At 71.0% G+C, this 17,374-nt stretch carries 13 protein-coding genes, 1 tRNA gene and 5 pseudogenes; 6 read left to right on the top strand and 13 right to left on the bottom strand.

Annotated elements, in window-relative coordinates; genetic code table 11:
• Positions 1–37 precede the first annotated feature (37 nt).
• The 6 genes and pseudogenes from QQK29_RS09305 to QQK29_RS09280 form a co-directional block, all read right to left on the bottom strand.
• Positions 38–1,216, bottom strand: coding sequence for a Fic family protein (locus tag QQK29_RS09305; RefSeq protein WP_284299724.1), 1,179 nt, complete (start codon positions 1,214–1,216; stop codon positions 38–40).
• Positions 1,217–1,406: 190 nt separating this feature from the next.
• Positions 1,407–1,478, bottom strand: a tRNA-Arg gene (locus QQK29_RS09300).
• Between the two features lie 57 nt (positions 1,479–1,535).
• The gene (locus QQK29_RS09295) at positions 1,536–2,756 is read right to left on the bottom strand and encodes a CHAP domain-containing protein (protein WP_284299722.1); all 1,221 of its coding nucleotides are present in this window, start codon (positions 2,754–2,756) and stop codon (positions 1,536–1,538) included.
• A 195-nt stretch (positions 2,757–2,951) separates the two neighbouring features.
• A pseudogene (locus tag QQK29_RS09290) lies at positions 2,952–3,448 on the bottom strand (HNH endonuclease).
• A 442-nt stretch (positions 3,449–3,890) separates the two neighbouring features.
• The gene (locus QQK29_RS09285) at positions 3,891–4,532 is read right to left on the bottom strand and encodes a C40 family peptidase (protein WP_284299720.1); all 642 of its coding nucleotides are present in this window, start codon (positions 4,530–4,532) and stop codon (positions 3,891–3,893) included.
• 265 nt (positions 4,533–4,797) lie between these two features.
• Entirely contained in the window at positions 4,798–5,490 is a 693-nt protein-coding gene (locus QQK29_RS09280) for an iron-dependent transcriptional repressor DtxR (protein WP_284299718.1), read from the bottom strand.
• A gap of 75 nt (positions 5,491–5,565) precedes the next feature.
• Between QQK29_RS09280 and serC the strand changes: the two are divergent.
• Together serC and QQK29_RS09270 are read left to right on the top strand one after the other, a co-directional pair.
• Positions 5,566–6,656 (top strand): annotated as a pseudogene (gene serC / locus QQK29_RS09275) (phosphoserine transaminase); the annotation flags it as partial.
• 23 nt (positions 6,657–6,679) lie between these two features.
• Positions 6,680–6,919, top strand: a complete 240-nt coding sequence (locus QQK29_RS09270; RefSeq protein WP_284299716.1) for a DUF2530 domain-containing protein — start codon at positions 6,680–6,682, stop codon at positions 6,917–6,919.
• A 66-nt stretch (positions 6,920–6,985) separates the two neighbouring features.
• On the opposite strand, the gene QQK29_RS09265 is transcribed toward QQK29_RS09270, so the two are convergent.
• Together QQK29_RS09265 and QQK29_RS09260 are read right to left on the bottom strand one after the other, a co-directional pair.
• The gene (locus QQK29_RS09265) at positions 6,986–7,480 is read right to left on the bottom strand and encodes a DUF3027 domain-containing protein (protein WP_284299714.1); all 495 of its coding nucleotides are present in this window, start codon (positions 7,478–7,480) and stop codon (positions 6,986–6,988) included.
• A gap of 7 nt (positions 7,481–7,487) precedes the next feature.
• Positions 7,488–7,868, bottom strand: coding sequence for a cold-shock protein (locus tag QQK29_RS09260; RefSeq protein ID WP_284299712.1), 381 nt, complete (start codon positions 7,866–7,868; stop codon positions 7,488–7,490).
• 55 nt (positions 7,869–7,923) lie between these two features.
• Here QQK29_RS09260 and QQK29_RS09255 point away from each other — a divergent pair, with 55 nt between their 5' ends.
• The 3 genes and pseudogenes from QQK29_RS09255 to QQK29_RS18655 all read left to right on the top strand — a co-directional run.
• Positions 7,924–8,184 carry a multidrug ABC transporter ATPase gene (locus QQK29_RS09255; protein WP_284299710.1) on the top strand — a complete coding sequence of 87 codons (261 nt, stop codon included), beginning with the start codon at positions 7,924–7,926 and terminating at the stop codon, positions 8,182–8,184.
• Positions 8,174–9,082 (top strand): hypothetical protein, encoded by a 909-nt coding sequence (locus QQK29_RS09250; RefSeq protein ID WP_284299708.1) that lies wholly within the window; start codon positions 8,174–8,176, stop codon positions 9,080–9,082. The genes QQK29_RS09255 and QQK29_RS09250 overlap by 11 nt, the downstream gene beginning before the upstream one ends.
• Before the next feature lie 98 nt (positions 9,083–9,180).
• Positions 9,181–9,594: pseudogene (locus QQK29_RS18655) on the top strand (helicase-associated domain-containing protein); the annotation flags it as partial.
• Between the two features lie 80 nt (positions 9,595–9,674).
• Here QQK29_RS18655 and QQK29_RS09245 read toward each other — a convergent pair.
• On the bottom strand, positions 9,675–9,911 hold the full coding sequence (locus QQK29_RS09245) for a hypothetical protein (protein ID WP_284299706.1): 237 nt from the start codon (positions 9,909–9,911) through the stop codon (positions 9,675–9,677).
• 197 nt (positions 9,912–10,108) lie between these two features.
• On the opposite strand from QQK29_RS09245, the gene QQK29_RS09240 reads away from it, so the two are divergent.
• Positions 10,109–11,761 (top strand): DNA repair helicase XPB, encoded by a 1,653-nt coding sequence (locus QQK29_RS09240; RefSeq protein ID WP_284299704.1) that lies wholly within the window; start codon positions 10,109–10,111, stop codon positions 11,759–11,761.
• A gap of 23 nt (positions 11,762–11,784) precedes the next feature.
• On the opposite strand, the gene QQK29_RS09235 is transcribed toward QQK29_RS09240, so the two are convergent.
• The 4 genes and pseudogenes from QQK29_RS09235 to QQK29_RS09220 all read right to left on the bottom strand — a co-directional run.
• Positions 11,785–13,902, bottom strand: a complete 2,118-nt coding sequence (locus QQK29_RS09235) for an NAD-dependent epimerase/dehydratase family protein (protein WP_284299702.1) — start codon at positions 13,900–13,902, stop codon at positions 11,785–11,787.
• Positions 13,902–15,355: pseudogene (locus tag QQK29_RS09230) on the bottom strand (aldehyde dehydrogenase (NADP(+))). Before QQK29_RS09230 ends, QQK29_RS09235 begins: the two are co-directional and overlap by 1 nt.
• Entirely contained in the window at positions 15,345–16,427 is a 1,083-nt protein-coding gene (locus QQK29_RS09225; protein WP_284299700.1) for a mandelate racemase/muconate lactonizing enzyme family protein, read from the bottom strand. The pseudogene QQK29_RS09230 and the gene QQK29_RS09225 overlap by 11 nt, the downstream one beginning before the upstream one ends.
• Positions 16,424–17,296: pseudogene (locus QQK29_RS09220) on the bottom strand (5-dehydro-4-deoxyglucarate dehydratase); the annotation flags it as partial. The pseudogene QQK29_RS09220 and the gene QQK29_RS09225, both read right to left, overlap by 4 nt.
• Positions 17,297–17,374: the final 78 nt, after the last annotated feature.

The raw sequence follows: 17,374 nt of genomic DNA, 5'->3' as shown, positions 1-17,374 counted from the left end.
ATTCAGCCGTCCACGACGTCTTCGGCATGGGCCGGAGCTAGCCTCGCCGGATGTCGGCCGCGAAGGAGTCCAGGACTCCCAAGATCCCCCGATGCGCGTAGACACGGTTGCGGCTCCGTCCGGCGCGTTCGACCAGGATGCCGCGGGTGACGAGGGCATCGATCGCCCGGAATGCGGCGCGTTCGTTAAGGTCGAGGCGCTTCTGGATGTAGGCGACGTTCACGACTGGCTGACCGACGAGTAGCGGTATCACTCGCCGAGCGGCGGCGTCCGCTCGGATGTCCACGATCCGCTCTTCAGATTCGCGGGTTTGTTGCGCGAGGTCATCGACGAGGCGACGTCCCCGCGCGGCCGCGAAACGGGATGCGTCCGCGAACTGGGCGATGATCGGGCTTGCGTTACCCTCGCGGTATGCGGTGAGCGCCGCGAAATAGTCGCCTGTGTTTCGGAGTAGGCCCGCAGATACAGGCGCCGTGGCCCGGGTCACGACCTCCTTGCCGCGGAGGATCGCGTGCACCAATGCTCGTCCGGTACGTCCGTTCCCGTCCGCGAAGGGATGGATGGTTTCGAACTGGGCGTGCGCGATTGCCGCCTGAGCAAGCGGCGGGAGGTCATTTCTGGCCATGAATTGCACCAGGTCTGTCATCGCGTCGACCACGAGTTCGCGCTGCGGTGCAACGTGAGTTGCGCGGCGCGGCCCCAGCTTGTCGCCACCCACCCACACGAGCCCATCACGGTACCGGCCCGCCCATTGAGGTTCGTGCGCGAGGAGGCGCGCGTGCATCCGCAAGATGCTATCGACGCTCAGATCGTCCGCGAGCTCGAGCGCTGCCTCCATCGCACGCACGTTGCCGACGACGAGGTTCGCATTCTCAGAGCCAGATTCTCCGATTTCCGCCAGCGCGATCTGCTGAGCACCGGCAGTAATCTGCTCGATGTTCGAGGACGACGCACTCTCCGTTCGCAGCAAGATCGCCGACATGGGCGCCAGTTCGCCCGCGCCGAGGATCGTCGTTGCGTAGACGTCAAACTTGGCCAGCGCCACCGTGGCTTCGCCGATGTTGGCGGCGATGGCACCCGGCAGAACCAACTCGAGGTCCGATAGTTCGGGGGTGACCGCTGAACGGTAGGGCCCCGATTCCCGTTCCCGTTCGGCGCGACTGGCACCTTCGTCTGTGACGTTCCAGACGTGGTCGTCGAAAGTGAGCGGTGCCACGCGCACACCAAGGGCTGTTGACGGCGACCGATCTGTCACTGGAAACCCCTACCTCTGACACTTATGGAGATAAGCGTCAGTATAGGGAACCTGGCTGACACATAGCGTCGAACAATCTCGCGGTGTGGATCCTGAGGGATCGAGTTTCCTCACCTCGCGAACCCATCGCCGCCGCCTACCGGCGCCCTTGTGCCCCTGGAGGGACTCGAACCCCCAACCCTTTCCTTAGGACGGAACTGCTCTTCCATTGAGCTACAGAGGCTGACCGCCCGAGTCTACCGAGCGGAAGCGGAGGAGCAGCGCGGGCGCGAGGGCCGGATCAGGCGGGTGGCGGGGCCAGGTAGAGCGCCGAACCGGCGGGGATGATGCGCTGGTTGTAGGTGTCGGGCCCCCAGTTGTACTCCTCGATGAAGACGGAGCCGTCGGCGAGCACGCTGTTCACGTATGCCACGTGGTTGCCACCCGGGAACCAGGCCACCCAGCCGGGAGCCGGGGTGCTGCTCACGGTCCAGCCGTGACGCTCCCACTGGCTCTTCCACGAGTGGGCGCTACCGCCGCCGGGGGTCAGGTACGACCACGTGTACTTGAACGGCGCGTGGGTGCTGCCCGCGTCGCGGTTGAGGCGCCACGCGACGAAGTCGGTGCACTGCCGGATGAAGTAGTTCAGCGGCGAGAGCCCACCGCCCTGCGACATCCCGAGTTCGGTGGCCCACGGGTAGTCGTCGCCCATCGCCATCGCGCCGGATGCGGCGTACTCCTGCAGACGCTGCTGACGCAGCGCGTCGCGGTACAGCCGCCGCAGTTCTACGGCGCTCGTCGTCTCGTAGCCGTCGCGCGCCTCGACGGTGCTCGCCGCCTGGATGGCCGAGTCGTCGAGGGCGAGGGCCTGCGCGTCGATCTTCGCCGCTGCGGGCTCCGCGAGCTCGCCGCCCGAGTAGTCGTTGGAGGCGTAAGCCGGAAGCGTGAGCGACACGAACAGACCGCCCACGAGCACCATGGTGCCGGCCGCGCTCAGACGCTTGCGCACCGACGGCCGAGCAGCGGATGCGGACGGCGTGCGCGGTGCCGCAGGCGCAACGGGCCGGGATGCCGGGTGCGTGCTCGCCCCGCGGTCGCGGCGGCCGCGACGTGACGCGGGCTCCTCGGTCGGCGCAGCGAAGATGCCGAACGGCGCGGCCACCTGCGGCGCCGTAGGAACCGCCGCCGCGGAAATCGCCGCCGGGTGAGTCGGCGCGGGGGCGACGGGAGCCGCAACTGCCGCGGCGGTCGCCTCGGCGGGCACGACCGGCGCGGCGGAGTCCATCGCCGCACGCGCCTCGCGGGCAGCACGACGCGACCCCGGCATGGCCGGGGTCGTGGGGGTGGCGGGGAGATCGTTGATCGGAGCCTGCGTGGTGGCACGAAGCGAACGACGCGAGGGCAGCTCAGCGGCCGCGTGGGCACTCGAGATGCCGTCGGGACGCGCCTGCGAGGCGTGCTCCGAGGTCTTCGCAGCCGGCTCGGTGAAGCCGAGGGCAGCGAGGGTCTCGTAGTCAGTCACGTGAATGAAGAGTCTTCCGGGTTGAAACGACCAGAACGACGTTACGCGACATCCATCCGAATGTCACGTCTCGGTAACGACCCGTTTTGCGGGGCAGACAGCCCGTTTGCACAGGGGTTTCCCAGCTTGATGCTGCTTCTCACAACGAAATCCGTCGCCGACGCTGTTCCACGCGGAAGCGCCGAGGGCGGCGACTCACGCCGCGGGGGCGAGGAACTCCCGCCACTCCGGCTGCGCCCGCTCGACCCCGCGCACGAGCCACGCCGTGCCGTGCGGCGCACGCGGGGCGAACCGTAGAGTCCACCCCATCTCCCGAGGTGTGCGGTCGCCCTTGATGTTGTTGCAGCGCAGGCAGCACGCCACGAGGTTCTCCCAGCTGTCGGCTCCCCTCGCGAACGCGGGATCACGTGGTCGATCGTCGACGCGTGCACACCGCAGTAGGCGCACCGTTGGTCGTCGCGCCGCAGCACCCCACGCCGCGACACGGGAACCGAGCGTCCGCTCGGCACGCGCACGTAGCGGCGTAACAGGATCACCGATGGTCGCTCCCAATCGGAGCCGATGCCGTGCACGGGGTTGTCGTCATCGCTCGCCACCACGACGGCCTTCTCGGTCAGGACGAGCACGAGGGCTCGCTTGAACGACACCACGGCCAGCGGCTCGTATCCGGCATTGAGAACCAGGGTACGCAACGGGTCTCCTCTCGAGGGAGCCTGCATGGCGTGCAGGCTGTCGAACCTCCCGGAGCTCCGTCGAAACGGGGTGAGAACAGAAAAAGGCGCCGTCGCGAACGACAGCGCCTTACTCGACCGCGACGAGACAGTGCACGTCGGGCCGGCTGCTGAGCTGCATGCGGAACTGGGCGCGCACATCCATGGTGCGGATGCTGTGCGCGGTTCTCATGTGCCCTCCCCGATCCGAAGATCTCCGAGAACCCCAGGGTAGACCCGACCGGTGACCACCGTCGGCACGACACGTGATGCGGGGGCGCGTGCCGATTCCGACACGCGGCTGCGCCGCTGCTCAACCGGCGACGAACAGGATGCTCGACGGTGTCGGCACTCGATCGGCCGGGCGCTCGCGCGCGGCCGGCCGATCGGCCGGCGCTGCGGATTATCGCAGCGCACGTTGAACTCAGATGCCGTAGCGCACGAACCAGGCGTTCGGGTCCCAGATCGGGTGCACCTCGACGACGCCGCCGGGCTTGGGCGCGTGCACCATCGTGTTGCCGCCCATGAAGATGCCCGAGTGCCCGCCGCCGTCCATGACGACGATGTCGCCGGGAAGCGCATCGGCGCGGGAGATGAGGTGTCCGCCGCCGACGCCGCGGCCCTGCGCGCTCGAGGAGTGCGGCAGTGCGATCCCGAACTGCGCGTAGACGAACATCACGAAGCCCGAGCAGTCGAAGCCCGCGGGCGAGGCGCCGCCGAAGACGTACGGCACGCCCTGATACTGCAGCCCCACCTGCACGACCTGGTTCAGGTCGAAGGAGGGGTAGGGCGGGTTGGCGAGGTACTCGCGCACGGTCGGCCCGGAGTAGGCGGCGAGGGCGGCCCGCTGCTGCGCGCGGCGCAGTTCGGCGGCCGAGGTGATGTCGTAGCCGTCGCGCGACTGCGGGGCGAGCGCGACCGAGGCGACGGCCACATCCTGAGCCTTGTCCTGGCGCAGCTGCTCGATGGCGCTCAGCCGCGCGGCACCGTCGGATGCGGTGTCGTCGGATGCCGGAGCATACGCCGAGGCAGGCAGCGCGACGGTGGCGAAGAGGGCGGGCACCACGAGGGCGACGATGGACGCGTTGCGGAGCGATCCGAGAACGGATCGCGCCGCCGGCTGGGTGGGCCGGCGATTCGGGTTAGCTGACACGAGAACTCCCGCGTCCCGGTCGCTCTGTCGGGCGACCCCATCCCTTTCGTATGTCACGTCGCCGGCAGAGGATGGGTGAGACGGGACGCCCTGCCTGGCGGCCTCCGATCGACATGCGTGACCGAGAGGACCCGGCGAGCCTAGGCCGGGTTAGCTGAGAATCGGCAGGATTCGTCGTTCAGGCTTCGACGTAGATGTGCGAGGCGACCTCGGAGGGCAGCTCGAGCCCGTCACCGAAACCGTCGACCTGCACGATCACATACGAGCCGGCGGTCGAGAGGTTGGCCACCGCACCCGGCACGACCCCCGCCTCCCGGAGCTGCACGAGCAGCTCGGGCTCGAACTGCACGGGCTCCCCCAGCCGGCGGATGACACCCGTGACCTGGCCCGCTGCGGATGAGGCGCGCGTCACGAGGTTCTCGACACCGTCGAGGAACGCGCCTGCGGGCGTGCCGCCGATCTCGTCGAGACCGGGGATGGGATTGCCGTAGGGGGACTCGGTGGGGTGATCGAGCAGCTCGAGCAGCCGGCGCTCCACCTGCTCGCTCATGACGTGCTCCCAGCGGCAGGCCTCGTCGTGCACGTACGCCCAGTCGAGGCCGATGACATCCGCGAGCAGTCGCTCGGCGAGCCGGTGCTTGCGCATGACGTGCAGGGCGCGGCGCCGCCCCTCGACCGTGAGCACGAGATGGCGATCGCCTTCGACGACCACGAGCCCGTCGCGCTCCATGCGGCCGATCGTCTGCGACACGGTCGGGCCCGAGTGCCCCAGGCGCTCGGAGATGCGCGCGCGCAGCGGCACGATCCCCTCTTCCTCGAGGTCGAGGATGGTGCGAAGGTACATCTCCGTCGTGTCGACGAGATCGGTCATCGTGGCCTCCCTTGCACGTCGATCCCAGCCTAGCCGCAGGCTCAATAGACTCGTGGGCGTGCCCGACATCGTGATCCCCCGCACCTCCTCCCCGCCGACGGCCGTTTCGGCTGCGGGCCGTCCAAGGTCCGCCCCGAGCAGCTCGCCCACCTGCAGGCGGGCGCCGAGCTGCTCGGCACCTCCCACCGGCAGAAGCCCGTGAAGTCGCTCGTCGGCCGCGTGCGCGGCGGTCTCTCGGAGCTCTTCCGACTGCCGGAGGGCTACGAGGTCGTGCTCGGCAACGGCGGGTCGACCGCCTTCTGGGACGCCGCGGCCTTCTCGCTCATCGAGCATCGCAGCGAGAACCTGACCTTCGGCGAGTTCGGCGCCAAGTTCGCCAAGGCCGCCGCCGCGCCGCACCTCGAGGCCCCCACGTGATCGACGCACCCGGCGGGTCGCGCTCGGAGGTCGAGATCGTCGAGGGCGTCGACGTCTACGCCTGGCCGCACAACGAGACCTCGACGGGCGTGATGGCGCCGGTGGCCCGCGTGCACGGCGACGCCGGAGCGCTCACCGTGATCGACGCGACGAGCGCCGCGGGCGGCATCGACATCGACGCATCCGAGACGGATGTCTACTACTTCGCCCCGCAGAAGAACTTCGCCTCGGATGGCGGACTGTGGTTCGCCCTCATGAGCCCCGCCGCGATCGAGCGCATCGAACGCATCGCGGCATCCGGTCGCTGGATCCCCGAGTTCCTCAGCCTCAAGAACGCCGTCGACAACTCGCGCCTCGACCAGACTCTCAACACGCCTGCCATCTCGACGCTCCTGCTCATGGAGGCGCAGCTCGACTGGATGAACGCCAACGGCGGCCTCGCCTTCGCCGACGCGCGCACCCGCGAATCCTCCGGCCACCTCTACGCGTGGGCCGAGGAGCGCGCCTTCGCGACGCCGTTCGTGACGGATGCCGCCCACCGTTCGCAGGTCGTCGTCACGATCGACTTCGACGAGCGCGTGGATGCGGCCCAGGTGGCATCCGTGTTGCGCGCGAACGGCATCGTCGACACCGAGCCCTACCGGAAGCTCGGCCGCAACCAGTTGCGCGTCGCAACCTTCGCGGCGATCGAGCCCGACGATGTGCGCGCGCTCACCGCGTCGATCGACTACGTCGTCGAGGCGCTCTGACCCGGCACGACTAGGCTCGCGGCATGCGGTTCTGGCTGAGCGACGAGGAGCGGCGACCCGATCCGGTGCCGGTCGTCACGGATGACCGCGCCGCGATCCTGGCGGGGCTCGTGCTGTGGGTGATCGCCCTGGCGGCGCTGCTGGTGTTCGTGGGGCCGCTCGTGGAGGCCGGGCGCGTGTGGTGGCTGTGGACGTGCCTCGTCGGCATCGGCCTGGGGCTCGTCACCCTCGTCTACGTGCACCGACGCGCGCGGCAGCGCTGACGCTGGTTTCACACTCAGGCGGTTGAGGAGCGCACCGCCGCAGGCGGTTCGCGTCTCGAAACCCGGTCATTCCTCCTCGGAGGCAGGCTCCACGTCGTCGTGCTCGAAGTCGATGCCATCGTCGGGGTCGTCGCCGAAGTCGTCGTCGATGTCGTGCTCGTCGAGCTCGTCATCGATGTCGTCGTCGCCGTCCTCGTCGTCGTCTTCGTCGTCCTCGTCGTCGGTCTCGTCGTCCTCCGCCTCGGACGCCTCCGCGGCGGCGGCCGCCTGGGCGGCGCGGTACTCCTCGAGGCGCTCCGACCACGGCACCCAGTCGGGCGCGAGCAGGGCGCCGTCGCCGGGCATCAGCTCGACCTCGAGCACCGAGGGCGCCTCGCCGGGCAGATCGGCCACGCTCACCGTCCAGTGCCATCCGGGGTAGCCGGGCATCGTCGTCGCGAACGACAGCGTCGTGACGCCCTCGCCCTCGTCGCTCTGGCCGACGAGCTCACCGACGGTGGCATCCGCGGTGATCTCCCGCAGGGCCTCGCGGGCGAGACGGGCGCGTTCCTCGTCGGTCACGGGGCGATCACGCGTCCAGATCGTCGGCGACCTTGCGCAGCACGGCGGCGATCTTCGCACCGTGCGCGCGGTCGGGGTAGCGACCCCGACGCAACCCCGCGCCGATGCCGTCGAGGAGCTTCACGAGGTCTTCGATCACGATCGCCATGTCGTCGGCCGAGCGACGCGTGAGCTTGCTGAGGCTCGGCGGGGCGTCGAGCACGCGCACCGAGAGCGCCTGGGCGCCCTTGCGCCCGTCGGCGATGCCGAACTCGAGACGCGTGCCCGCGCGCACGACGGCGCCCGCCGGGAGCGCCGACGCGTGCAGGAAGACCTCCTGGCCGTCGTCGGACGTGACGAAGCCGAAGCCCTTCTCCTCGTCGTAGAACTTGACCTTGCCGGTGGGCATCGCGGGCCTCTTTCGCTGCTCATGGGGGCGGGGATGCGGGGCATAGTGTTGTCTCGTGCCCGAGAACGCCCCCGTCCCGCTCAATCGTATCGAACGTGTGCTCGCCGCGATGATCCTGGCCATCATCGCGATCTCGCTCGTGGCGATCGTCGCGACCATGCTCGGCGCGGGCGCGGGGCTCGACATGTCGGGGGGCATCTGGCCGTCGCTCATGCTCGTGGGCTACATCGGGCTGCCGATCGCGTTCCTGCTCATCGTCACCTTCCTCATCGTGAGCGCGCGCCGCCGCCGCACGGCCCGGGACGGTGGCCGCTAGCAGTTCGGCCCTCGCGCTCGCAGCGTCGCTGCGCGCGCGGTCCGATGCTGCGCTGACGGCGCTCCTGCACGCGCGGCCCGTGCGCGAGTTCGGCATCCGCGATGTCTTCGATCTCGCCGAGGCCCTGCTGGATGCCGGGTCGATCCAGGCGTCGCTCGCCCACCTCGACCGCACCGCCCTCGGGGTGCTCGCCGCGGGAGCACTCGCCCCCGAGAGCTCCGACGCCAAGACGATCGCGCACCGGATCGATCGACCGGTCGCCGAGGTGGCGGCGGCGATCACCCACCTGACCGAGCTCGCGCTGCTGATCCCGGATGACGGGCGCACCATCGTGCCCGGCGCCGTCGCCGAGGTGCTGCGCGGCTGGCCGGATGACGGTCTCCCGTCGCTCGAGCAGCTCATCCACGGCAGCCCTCCGGCGGCGCTCGAGCCCGTCGGCCGCGCCGACCGCGCGTCTGCCGACCGGGTCGCGAGCGAGCGCGCCTTCACGGCGGTCACGGCGGTGGGCGAACTCGTCGGGGCAATCGAACGCGAGCCGGCGCGCATCCTGCAGCGGGGTGGCATCGCGCTGCCCGATTGGCGCCGGCTGCTCGGGGCCACGGGTGCCAACACGGATGCCGAGCTCGCGACGCTGCTCGCGATCACCGAGGGCGCGGGGCTCGTGGCACCGGCCACCGGGGCCTGGCGGGCGACCGAGCGGGCCGAGCACTGGCGCTCCTCGCCGCGCGTCGAGCGCTGGGCGCGCCTCGCGGCGAGCTGGCTCGAGCAGGTGCCCCCGAGTTGCGCGCGCAGTTGCGCGCTCGGGCGGGAGCCAGTTGGGGCGACGGGCTGCTCGAGTACCTCTCCTGGCTGTATCCGGCCGGCGGCGCCTGGCTGCCCGACCGCACGCGCGAGGTGATCGCCGCCGCCGAGGCGCTCGGCATCGCCGACGCGTCGGTGCCCTCGAGCGCGGGCTCCGCGCTGCTGCTGAGCGGGGCCGAGGCCGCGCAGGCCGCGATGGCCGAGCTGTTCCCGCCCGAGGTGCGCCAGGTCTACATCCAGCACGACCTCTCGATCATCGCGCCGGGCCCGCTCGCCTCCGACGTCGACCTGCGCCTGCGCGAGGTGGCGGATGTGGAATCGGTGGGACTGGCCTCGAGCTACCGCATCACCGCAGCATCCGTGACGCGTGCCCTCACGACGGGCCAGACGGTCGAGCAGCTGCGCGCGTTGCTCGGCGAGATCTCGCTCACCGGCATCCCGCAGCCGCTCGAATACCTGCTGTCGGAGACTGCCGGGCGCTTCGGCATCCTGCGGGTCGGGCCGCTCGACGGCGAGCCGGGGCCCGACGGCGGAGCCCACAGCTATGTGCGCGCCGACGACCCGACGCTCATCGGGCAGCTCGTGATCGATCAGGCGCTCACCTCGCTCGCTCCCCGTCGCACAGGCGACCACCGCGCGGTGAGCCGCTTCGACGCCGAGACCCTCTACTGGGCGCTCGTCGACGCGCGCTATCCGGCGGTGTTCGAGGGACCGGATGGCGTCATCCGCGCGGTGCAGCGCACGCCCCCACGGCCCGTGGTGACCGAGCCCGCACCCGATCCGGCCGTGCGTCTCGTGGCGCGCATCCGTGAGGCCGCCGAGCACCAGCCCGCCGAGAGCGGCGCGGCCTGGAACGCACGCCAGCTCGAGCTCGCGATCAAGGCGAAACTCGAGGTGACGGTCGTCGTGCGGATGCCGGACGGCACCGAGGTGCCCTACCTGCTCGAGCCCGCCGCGCTCGCGGGCGGCCGCCTCCGCGCCCGCGATCGCCGCGCCGACATCGAACGCACTCTCCCCTTTCGCACATCGTCGCCGTCGACCCCGCCGACTGATCCCCTCCCGCTCCCCGCGGCCGGCGCCGCACCAGCACGAGGGTTCGCCCCGCGGGTAAGCTTGCTCGGTTATGAACGGACCGCTGATCGTGCAGAGCGACCGCACCGTGCTGCTCGAGGTGGCGCATCCGGATGCCGAAGAGGCGCGCCACGAGCTCGCCATCTTCGCCGAGCTGGAACGCGCGCCCGAGCATGTGCACACCTACCGCATCACGCGGCTGGGCCTGTGGAACGCCCGCGCGGCCGGCCACACGGCCGAGCAGATGCTCGCGACTCTCGAACGCTACGCGAAGTTCCCCGTGCCGCAGACGGTGCAGATCGACATCGACGAGACGGTCGGCCGCTACGGCCGCCTCGTGATCGCGCGCGACGAGGCGAGCGCCGACGAGCCCGGCGAGCTCGTCATCCGGGGTTCGGATGCCGCGGTGCTCGCCGAGATCACCCGCAACTCCAAGATCGCGCCGTTCCTCGGCATCCGCCGCACGAGCACCGAGTGGACCCTGCAGCCCTGGGCGCGTGGCCAGGTCAAGCAGGAGCTGCTCAAGATCGGCTGGCCCGCCGACGACCAGGCCGGCTACACGCCCGGCACCCCGCACGAGATCGAACTGGTCGAGGACGGCTGGGCGCTACGCCCCTACCAGCAGCAAGCCGTCGACAACTTCTTCGCGGGTGGCTCGGGCGTCGTCGTACTCCCGTGCGGCGCGGGCAAGACGCTCGTCGGCGCGGGCGCCATGGCCGCGGCCGACACCAACACCCTCATCCTCGTGACCAACACCGTGTCGGCACGTCAGTGGCGGGCCGAGCTGCTCAAGCGCACGAGCCTCACCGACGACGAGATCGGCGAGTACTCCGGCCAGGTCAAGGAGATCAAGCCCGTCACGATCGCGACCTACCAGATCCTCACGGCGAAGCGGAAGGGCGAGTACGCGCACCTGGCCCTGCTCGACGCGCTCGACTGGGGCCTCATCGTCTACGACGAGGTGCACCTGCTGCCCGCGCCCGTGTTCAAGCTCACCGCAGAGTTGCAGGCGCGTCGGCGCCTCGGCCTCACGGCGACCCTCGTGCGCGAAGACGGCCGCGAGTCCGACGTGTTCAGCCTCATCGGCCCCAAGCGCTTCGACGCGCCGTGGAAGGAGATCGAGGCGCAGGGCTTCATCTCGCCGGCATCGTGCTTCGAGGTGCGTATCGACCTGCCGCAGTCCGAGCGCCTCGAGTACGCCGCATCCGCCGACGACGAGCGCTACCGGCTCGCGGCGACCGCGCCCGCGAAGCTGCAGGTCGTGAAGGATCTGGTGGCCAAGCACGACGGCGAGCGGATCCTCGTGATCGGCCAGTACCTCGATCAGATCGAGGAGCTGTCGGATGCCCTGGGCGCGCCCCAGCTCACGGGCGCGACGCCCGTGGCCGAGCGCGAGCGGCTCTACCAGGAGTTCCGCGACGGAACGACGAAGGTGCTCGTGGTGTCGAAGGTGGCCAACTTCTCGGTCGACCTGCCGGAGGCGACCGTCGCGATCCAGGTGTCGGGCTCGTTCGGCTCGCGCCAGGAGGAGGCGCAGCGCCTCGGACGCCTGCTGCGCCCGAAGGAATCGGGACTCCCCGCCAACTTCTACACGCTCGTGGCGCGCGACACTGTCGATCAGGATTTCGCCCAGAACCGGCAGCGCTTCCTCGCGGAGCAGGGCTACAGCTACACGATCCTCGACGCCCACGAGCTGGCGGCGTAGGGATCGACTCCTGCTGCGCGGCGCTACTGCGCGCGCGGATCCCAGTCGGTGCCGAGAGGACGATCTCGTAGCACCGAGTCGCCGCCGAGCGGCGTTGCGGCGATCGCCGCCGCATCCTCGTCCGCTGCGCCCTTCAGCGTGATGTCGTCGGCGAAGGCCTCTGCGTCGTCGACCGGACGGAAGCCGATCTCGGCACCGGCACCGGCATCCACCCACGCCCGGCTGTTGGCCGACACGCCCCAGACGATGCGGTGGCCCGGTGTGCGGATTCTGAGGCAGGCCTCGACGAGACGGACGAGATCCGCGGGCGAGCACCAGAGCGAGAGTCCGCGCCGATCCACCGGCCGAGGGAGGAAGGCGGCGATCCGTGCCGTGACCACCGCCATGCCGAAGCGGTCGGCGTACAGGCTGCCAAGCGCCTCGGCCGCGACCTTCCCCACACCGTAGAGCGAGTCGGGGCGCGGAGCCGGCACCGGACGGTCACGCGCCGTGGCGACCGTCGTGTATCCGACGGCGTGCACCGAGCCCGCGAGCAGCACCGTGGGGCGACCCGCGAGCCGGGCGCCCTCGAGCACGGTTCGCGTGCCGCCGATGTTGACGCGCAGGATGTCGTCAAAGGCGCGCTCCTGGCGGAACCCTCCCAGGTGCACCACGAGCTCGGCGCCGGCGCACACCGCCGTCATCGCGTCGACGTCGGTCACATCCGCCCGCACGAACTCCTCGTGCGATCCGAGCGCGCCCGCCGGTTCACGCAGGTCGACGAGGCGCAGGTCATGCCGGTGCAGCAGCGGACGGATCGCGCTCGCGATCTCGCCGCTCGCCCCGGTGATCGTGATCCTGCTCATCGGGTCTCGACGATCGTGCGGGGGTTCCACCCCGCGGGAAGGGGATCGGGGCGGTGCACCACGAGGTCGTCGATCCGCAGCCCCCGGATGCCGTGGGCGTGCACACCGGGCAGCCCTCCCGGGTAGGGCGACACCCCCGTCGTACCGCCGCCCGGCGCCGCATCCGGACCGGTCTCGCTCGACGGCACCGGGCGCAGGTCGCGCATGCCCTGCAGAGGCGAGGCGGACGCGCGCTGGACGATCCGGATGCGCTCCAGCACCACATCCGAGATCGCGGCGTCGTCCTCGGCATGCAGAGTGATCGCCCCTCGGCGTCGCCCGAGATGCCGGAGAACCGCACATGCTCGATGGCGCCGGGCTGCTGCCCGGGGCGCGTCGACCGGCCGAGATGAAGATCGGCTCGCTCTTGCCCCAGTACGCCCAGCCGGCGAGGGTGCACTCCATGGTGACGCCCGAGACGACGATGTGGCGCAGCGCACCGCCGTCGCGCGAGATGAGGCCCACCCCGCGATTGGCCGAGATGGTACAGTCCGCCACCACCACGAACCGCACATCCTCGACGGTCTCCGTGCCCACCTTGACGGCGCAGCTCGTGGAGCGGATGATGCAGCCCGTCACGACGATGTGCTCGGCGGGCCCGCCGAGCCCGCCCGGACGCCGGGTGGTCTTGATGCAGACGCCGTCGTCGGCCGAGCTGATGCGACAGTCGGCGACCCGCACCCGCTGGCATCCATCGATATCGATCCCGTCGGTGTTGGCCATCCGCAGGTCGTTGTCGATGGTCACGCCGACGATCGAGGCATCGCGGCAGGCCACCAGGTGCACGGTCCAGATCGGCGCCTGCTCGATGACGACGTCCTCGATCGCGACGCGCTCGCAGCCCTCGAACAGCAGCACGCGCGGGCGACGGGGCAGCGGGCGGCGGTAGCCCTGCTCGTCGGCGACGGTCTCGAAGTAGGCGTCGGCGCTGCCCACGATCCGTCCGGGACCTCGCACGCCGACATCACGCGCATCGCGCGCATAGATGACCGCATGCCGGGCCCCTTCGACCTCGGTCGCGGCCTCGTGGGCGAGGAAGTCCTCGTAGCGTGGACTCGCGACGAGCACGGCACCCGCGGAGAGCAGCAGCGTCACGCCGCTGCGCAGCCGAATGCCGCCCACCAGATAGCGGCCGGCGCCGATCCGCAGCGTGCCTCCGCCGCCGGCGTGGACCGCGTCGATGCCCTCCTGGATCGCGGCGGTGTCGAGCCGCTGCCCATCGGCGTGCGGGCGGAAGGCGCTGAGCTCGTGGTCCATCACGCACCGCCCTCGCGGTCTGCGAGCACGAGCGCGCCGTCCACACGGCGCGGGATGCCCAGCGGATTCGCCTCGCGCAGCTCCGGCGGCAGCAGGTGATCCGGCGCCGACTGCCATGCCACCGGCCGGAGGAAGCGGCGGATGGCGGTCGCGCCGACCGAGGTGTGCGGCGCAGTGCTCGAGGGCCACGGCCCGCCGTGCTGCTGCGCCCATCCGACCGCGACACCTGTGGGCCAGCCGTCGAACAGCACCCGGCCGGCGATGGCCGACAGCTCGTCGGCGAGCGCCGCGAGGCCCTCGCCGGGCGCGCCGTGGAGCGTGGCCGTGAGGCTGCCGCCGATGGCGCGGATCGCGGTCGTCACATCATCCGACGACGCGTATTCGACCACCACGGTCACCGGCCCGAAGCACTCGACGAGATGGGCAGACGGGTTCTCGAGCACGCGGTCGATGCTCGTCGCGAGCACGAGCGGCCGGATGCCGTCGCCGCCCGTCGCGTCGCGGTGGACGGTCATCCCGGGCAGGGAGATCAGCGTGTCGAGACCGTCGCGGAAGCCGTTCGAGATCGGGTCGCTCAGCAGGGCGAGAGACGCAGGCGCCAGGTGACGGGCGACGCGCTCGGCGAACCCGCCGCCGCGCGGCGCGAAGACGATCCCCGGCTTGGTGCAGTACTGGCCCGCGCCGAGTTGAAATGAGCCGGCGAGGCCGGCCGCGAGCTCGTCGCCCCGAGAGCGCAGCGCCTCGGCCGTGATCACGACCGGGTTGACGGAGCCGAGCTCGCCGTAGAACGGGATCGGATCAGCACGGCCCGCGGCGAGGTCGAACAGCGCCCGTCCCCCGCGAGCGAGCCGGTGAAGCCGACGGCGGCGATGTGCGGGTCGGTGACGAGCGATGCTCCCGCCTCGCGACCGGTGAGGTGCCCGAAGGCACCGGACGGCGCCCCCGCTGCCTCGAGCGCGTGGCGCACGAGCTCCGCCGTGCGTCGTGAGAGCCGCGGATGCGCCGAGTGCCCCTTCACGACCACGGGTGCTCCGGCCGCGAGCGCGGAGGCGGTGTCACCGCCCGCGACAGAGAACGCGAAGGGGAAGTTGGAGGCGCTGAACACGGCGACCGGTCCGATCGGCACCAGCATCCGGCGGAGGTCCGGTGCCGGCGGGGTGGCATCCGGTCGCGCATGGTCGACCGCGGCCTCGAGGTAGCCGCCGTCGAGGATCACCTCGCCGAAGAAGCGCAGCTGGCGCGTGGTGCGTGCCAGCTCGCCGGCGAGGCGGGACGCATCGAGATGCGTCTCCGCCTCGGCAAGAGGCAAGAGCTCACCGGCCGCAGCGTCCAGTGCGTCGGCGATCGTGGAGAGCCAGCGCGCGCGCTGAGCCGCGGTGGACCTGCGCATAATCGGCGCGGCGAGGGCCGCGGCCGCGGTCGCCTCGCCGACCTCGAACGGATTACTCGACATCGCCGACCTCCTCGACGAACTCGAGCCCGAGCCCGGGACGGCCGGTGGAGTGCAGCCGACCGTCGTCGATCGCCACCGGGGAGTCCCCGGCGAGCAGCCCGAGCGAGGCGAAGTCGGCGCCGTCCGCATCCTCGACGAGGGTGTCGTCGGGCAGCGTCAGGGCCAGCTGGCCCGAGAGCTCGGTCAGCAGGTGCGGCGTGAGCGTGACCCCTCCGGTGGCGAGCTCCGCGATGCGCCGGAACGGCGTGATGCCTCCGACGCGCACGATGTTGGGCTGGATCACGTCGACGACGCCCGCATCGACGAACTCGGCGAACCGGTACGCCGTGTACAGATTCTCGCCCAGGGCGATCGGGATGTCGGTCTCCTCGCGAAGGCGTCGGTGACCGGGCAGGTCGTCGGCGCGCAGCGGCTCCTCGACCCAGGTCAGATCGAACTCCCGCAGCGCCGCGAGCGCGGTGACCGCCTCCTCGACGCTCCAGCGCTGGTTGGCGTCGACCATGATCCGGCACTCGGGCCCCATGACCTCGCGCACCGCGGCGACGCGCGCCACGTCATGCGCGACGTTGCTGCGACCGACCTTCATCTTCACGGCGCGGTAGCCGCGCCGCTCCCAGCGCCGCGCCTGGGCGCGCACCTCGCGCAGGTCGAAATAGAAGTTGATGCCACTGGCGTACACCTCCACCGAGGAACGGCGCTCTCCGAGGAGGGCCGAGATCGAGAGCTCGGAGCGGCGAGCGGCGAGATCCCAGAGGGCGAGGTCGAGACCGGCGATCGCGATCGTCGTGAGACCGCCCGATCCCGCCTCGTGGAGGTGACGCCACATCTTGGGCCAGAGCGCCTCGGGATCCGTCGGCTGCCCGATCGCGAACTCGCGGATGTCCTCGTCGAGGAGCGACTGCACGGCGCCGGCGCCGATAGCCGGCACCCACGAGAAGCCGTGGCCCACCCGTCCCTCGCTGTCGGTGACGTCGACCGCGAGCACCGCCACGCGTCGCACGGTCGGCGACCACGGGCGGGCGAGCGGCACCTCCAGGCGTCGCGTCGTGACCGTGGCGATGATCGAGCTCACCGGGTGCCTCCTCGGATGATCGCGGTGCCGCGCTCGAGCAACTCTGCCAGTCGGTGGCGCATCCGCTCCGCATCGCGCAGGGGAGGGCGTGGCACCCCGGCGTCCTCGCCGCGCAGCCGGAGTCCGGTCTTCACGAGTGCGACCGCGAGACCCGGGGCCTCGGAGCGCAGGCGCACGAAGGGCTCGAAGAACTCCCGCAGCAGCGCGTCGCGCATCCCCGGCTCCGACGGAGAGTGGAAGCCCATCGCGATCTCCGGCGCCATCGTGAACACCGCGGACGAGTAGCGGTCGATGCCGATCTCGGCGTACGCCGCATGATGCACCTCCGCGGTCGGCATTCCATTGAGCAGGAGGAGCTCGCGACCCGACTCGCGCACGAGTTCGGCGAACCGCCGCGCCAGCGCCAGGTCGCCGACGCCGTCCTTGATACCCGCGACGAGCGGATCGTGCACGAGCTCGCGAACATCGTCGACCGAGAGCGTCCCGTGTCCGCGATGGTAGACGATCATGGGCAGCTCGCTCGACGCCGCGACGGCACGCACATAGGCGGCCATGCCGCCCGGCATCGGCTCGACCAGGTACGGAGGCATCAGCAGCAGCCCCTGGGCGCCGGCCTCCTGCGCAGCGCGCGCCACGATACGGGCATTGCCGAGCGGGCCACCGCATCCGACGAGCACCGGATGCCGCCCCGCGACGGCCGAGACCGCGATACGGGCGACGGCGGCGACCTCGTCCTGCGACATGGCGTGGAACTCGCCCGCACCACTCGCCGCGACGACCGCACTCGGCTCCCAGGCCAGGCGATTCTCGATGTGTGCCTCGAGGGCTACGGCATCCACGCGATCGGCGGCGTCGAACGGCGTGGCGGGGAAGAAGAGCGGCGCGCCGGTCGGGGCGAGCGGGTGGGGGTCATCGGGGGCTCCCGGGTTCGTGGCGGGCGGATGGCG

This window comes from Homoserinibacter gongjuensis (assembly GCF_030161875.1).
In the GTDB taxonomy this organism is placed as follows: Bacteria; Actinomycetota; Actinomycetes; order Actinomycetales; family Microbacteriaceae; genus Homoserinibacter; species Homoserinibacter gongjuensis.
This window is presented reverse-complemented; position numbering and strand designations above follow the sequence as displayed.